This is a genomic window from Methylobacterium variabile, from assembly GCF_001043975.1.
GTDB classification, from domain to species: Bacteria; Pseudomonadota; Alphaproteobacteria; order Rhizobiales; family Beijerinckiaceae; genus Methylobacterium; species Methylobacterium variabile.
The window spans coordinates 1-3,652 of the sequence record NZ_LABY01000379.1 but is presented as its reverse complement, the minus strand read 5'-3'; the positions used below and the strand labels follow the sequence as shown (position 1 = coordinate 3,652).

Here is a 3,652-nt window from a genome sequence, read left to right as displayed (position 1 = left end):
GGCCCAGCCGGTGATGCCCGGCCGCACGTTGTGGCGGCGGGCGTAGAGGGCGATGCGGCGCTCGAAGCTGCGGTCGTGCGCGACCGCGTGCGGCCGCGGGCCGACGAGCGACATGTCGCCCCGGATCACGTTGAGGAGCTGGGGCAGTTCGTCGAGGTTGGTGCGGCGCAGGATGCGGCCGATCCGGGTGATGCGGTCGTCGCCACGGGTCGCCTGGCGGAAGGCGGCGCCGGCATCGCTGCGCATGCTGCGGAACTTGAACACCCAGAACGCCTCCTGGTTGAAGCCGTAGCGCTTCTGGCGAAAGAGGCTCGGGCCCGGGCTGTCGAGGCGGATCAGGATCGCGATCAGGAGCAGCACGGGCGAGAGCGCCAGGAGGGCGAGGGAGGCCACGACAAGGTCGAAGGCGCGCTTGGAGGCGATCTCGAAGGCAGTGAGCGGCGCGCGCCCGACATTGATCCCGGTCAGCAGCCCGACCCGCCCGAGGCGGACGTCGCTGAAGCGGTCCATGACCCGGCCCGGTCGCAGGTGGAGGGCGACCGGCACCCGCAGGAACGCGTCGACGCAGGCCTCGAGATCCTCGACCTCGGCCCAGGGCACCAGCACGAAGACGTCGTCCGGCCGCAGGAAGCGGACCACCGACACGCTGAGGTCGAGATCCTCGGCGAGCTGGCTCCGGCGCGCCGCCGGGTCGGTCCCCGGTGCGGCGGAGCGCAGGGTGCTGACGCCGATCACCCGCAACCCGAGGGCCGCGGTGTCGTGGGTGGCATAGAAGCTCGCGACGTCCTCCTCGTAGCCGATCAGGTGGATGCGGCGGGCGGAATCCGACCGGGGCGTGATCAGCCGGCGCACCAGCGCCACGGTGAGGAACCGGGTGGCGACCAGGGCCGGCAGGCCGGTCACGAAGGTCGCCACCGCCGCGGCCCGGGAATGGTCCCCGGTCGTCTTGCTGAGGAAGCCGAGGACCAGCACCACCGCCCAGGCGGCGAGCCACAGGCTCGTGACCCGGCGCAGGTGTGGCGCGCGGGCGAGGTAGTTCTCGATGCTGTACTCGCCCCGGGCGATGTTCGGCAGCACCACGAACAGGCCGAGGAACAGCCCGACGGCGAGGGAGGGACCGAGGTCGGGCTGCCGCTCGTAGGTGACGAGATGGTAGGTCAGCTCGCAGGCGAGACCCGCGAGCGCGACCGCGGCGAGTTCGGCGAGGGCCGCCCCGCCCGCGATGGCAATGCGCAGGACGGCCCGGCCGCGACGCGGCAGGAGCGCGTTCCAGACCGCCCGCGCCTCGGACGAGGCGAGGTTGGCGGTACCGCTCTCGGAGAACCGTTCGTGTCGCATGGCGAGAGGTCCCGTGGCTCCGTTGTGCCGGGCTGGTACGGACCGGGCGGATGGCGTGCCGTTTCCGCACGTCTCCCGGGCCGCGACCGGCTGGTTGCCCGGAAGGCAGCAAGCCCGGGACCGGCGGCATCCCAGCTCTGCGGCGGACGGCGGGACGCCGGCGCCGGGCGGGTGTATGGGAGGCTGGCCGTCCCCCCGGATGCGACGAGGGAGCGGCGGGAGACGGCCGACCGTGAGGCCGCCCAGGGGGGAGCGACCCGAGCGATGGATGCGCGTGCGAGCGAGGGCGGCGTGGCCGTGGAGGCGTCTGTCAGCGGACCACCGCAGACGGAGCCGGTCGCCCGGACGGTGCTACCGGCCGCCGCGGCGGCAGGGCCGGCGGCGGTGGTGCTCGGAGGCCTCAGCCTCTCGCACCTCCTCAACGACATGATCCAGTCGCTGCTGCCGGCGATCTACCCCCTGCTGAAGCAGGCCTATAGCCTGGATTTCGGCCAGATCGGGCTCCTGACCCTGGCCTTCCAGCTCACCGCCTCGCTGCTGCAGCCGGTGGTCGGCCTGTTCACCGACCGGCGGCCGATGCCGTTCTCCCTCGCCACCGGGATGCTGCTCTCGCTCTGCGGCCTGCTGCTGCTGGCGAGCGCCGGCTCCTACGGCCTGCTGGTCCTGGCTGCCTGCCTGGTCGGCCTCGGCTCGGCGATCTTCCACCCGGAAGCCTCGCGGGTGGCCCGCCTCGCCTCCGGCGGGCGCTACGGCCTGGCGCAGTCGGTGTTCCAGGTCGGCGGCAATGCCGGCTCGGCGATGGGCCCGCTGCTCGCCGCCTTCATCGTGGTGCCGCTCGGGCAGGGCAGCGTCGCGCTGTTTGCGGTCGCGGCGCTCGCCGGGTTCGTGGTGCTGAGCCTCGTCGGGCGCTGGTACCGGGACCGCCTCGCCTCGGGCGTCGCCCGCGGCCGCAAGGGCGGGGCGGGCGGGCGCGCCCTGCCGCGCAGCAAGGTGGTGGCCACCATCGCGGTGCTGCTGGTTCTGATCTTCTCCAAGTATTTCTACATGGCGAGCCTGAGCTCGTACTTCACCTTCTACCTGATCCACCGTTTCGGCGTGTCGGTGCAGCAGTCGCAGCTCTACCTGTTCGTGTTCCTGGGCGCGGTGGCGGCCGGGACGGTGGCGGGCGGCCCGATCGGCGACCGGTTCGGCCGCAAGGTGGTGATCTGGGGCTCGATCCTCGGCGTCCTGCCGTTCACCCTGGCGCTGCCCCACGCCAACCTGTTCTGGACGGTGGTGCTGACCGTGCCGATCGGCATGATCCTGGCCTCGGCGATGCCGGCGATCCTGGTCTACGCCCAGGAACTGCTGCCCGGGCGGGTCGGCCTGGTGGGCGGCCTCTTCTTCGGCTTCGCCTTCGGGATGGGCGGCCTCGGCGCCGCGGTGCTGGGCGAGCTCGCCGATCACACCAGCATCGAGTTCGTCTACGGCGTCTGCGCCTTCCTGCCCGCCGTCGGCCTGCTGGCGGCCTTCCTGCCGCGGCTCGACCCGCCCCAGGCGGCCTGAGGCGGGCCCCGGCGGCCCGCCCGACGCCGCAGGGCCGCGCGCTCGCGCCTCAGCCGGCGCGGGCGGCGTCCCGATCGCCTTCCTGGTCCCGGGCGACGGTCTGGATCGCCTCGAAGCCCTCGAATTGCGGGTGGCCGAGGTAGAGCGGACGGGTGCCCGGAGCGCGGCTATGCGCCTTGCGGAACTGCTCGGAGCGGGTCCAGGCCTCGAAATCCGCCCGCGAGGCCCACACGGTGTGCGAGGCGTAGAGCACGTGATCCTCGGCGTCCGGCCCGCGCAGCAGGTGGAACTCGACGAAGCCCTGCATCTCGCCCAGATGGCTGTCGCGCCCGAGCCAGACCTGCTCGAAGTCCTGGGTGGCGTCCTTGTAGACCTTGAACCGGTTCATGGCGATGAACATGGCGGGCATCCTTCCGGCGTGCTGAGGGCTGGCCGAGGAGATGGGCACCGCGCCGCCATCGGCAAGGTGACCTCGCGGGACGGTGGCGGAACCACCGGACGGCGAACTGAGCGGGTGGCGCAACTCAGTATTTTTTTCACCTTTGTTCCCTTGGGGAATTCGCTCGGAGCGTGTAGACGTGCGTGGGGTTGCATGGCAGACCCGCATCCGCGCCGTCAGCCTGGCGGCAGGACGGCGCGGCGGGTGGGATCGGGTGGCCCGCAATGTGCGTCGGCCAGCCCGAACTTCCCGGCGAGGCGGTACTCCGTTCCGGAATGGAGCGGCATCGGCCTCGGCGGGCCGCACCGGGGCGGGGCAGTCCCGCAAAGG

At 72.4% G+C, this 3,652-nt stretch carries 3 protein-coding genes; 1 reads left to right on the top strand and 2 read right to left on the bottom strand.

The features are described from left to right. Nucleotides 1-1,338 (bottom strand): exopolysaccharide biosynthesis polyprenyl glycosylphosphotransferase (locus VQ02_RS33170; RefSeq protein ID WP_048448535.1); only part of this gene is annotated, 1,338 nt, incomplete at its 3' end. A gap of 264 nt (nt 1,339-1,602) precedes the next feature. Here VQ02_RS33170 and VQ02_RS33165 point away from each other — a divergent pair. Then, the gene (locus VQ02_RS33165) at nt 1,603-2,883 is read left to right on the top strand and encodes an MFS transporter (protein ID WP_048448534.1); all 1,281 of its coding nucleotides are present in this window, start codon (nt 1,603-1,605) and stop codon (nt 2,881-2,883) included. 49 nt (nt 2,884-2,932) lie between these two features. Here the strand turns inward: VQ02_RS33165 and hmuQ are convergent, their stop codons facing one another. Then, entirely contained in the window at nt 2,933-3,283 is a 351-nt protein-coding gene (gene hmuQ, locus VQ02_RS33160; RefSeq protein WP_048448533.1) for a heme-degrading protein HmuQ, read from the bottom strand. Nucleotides 3,284-3,652: the final 369 nt, after the last annotated feature.

Coding starts and splice junctions, on each gene's coding strand:
- VQ02_RS33165 (WP_048448534.1), top strand. CDS start 1,603: ATGGATGCGCGTGCGAGCGAGGGCGGCGTGGCCGTGGAGGCGTCTGTC.
- hmuQ (WP_048448533.1), bottom strand. CDS start 3,283: ATGTTCATCGCCATGAACCGGTTCAAGGTCTACAAGGACGCCACCCAG.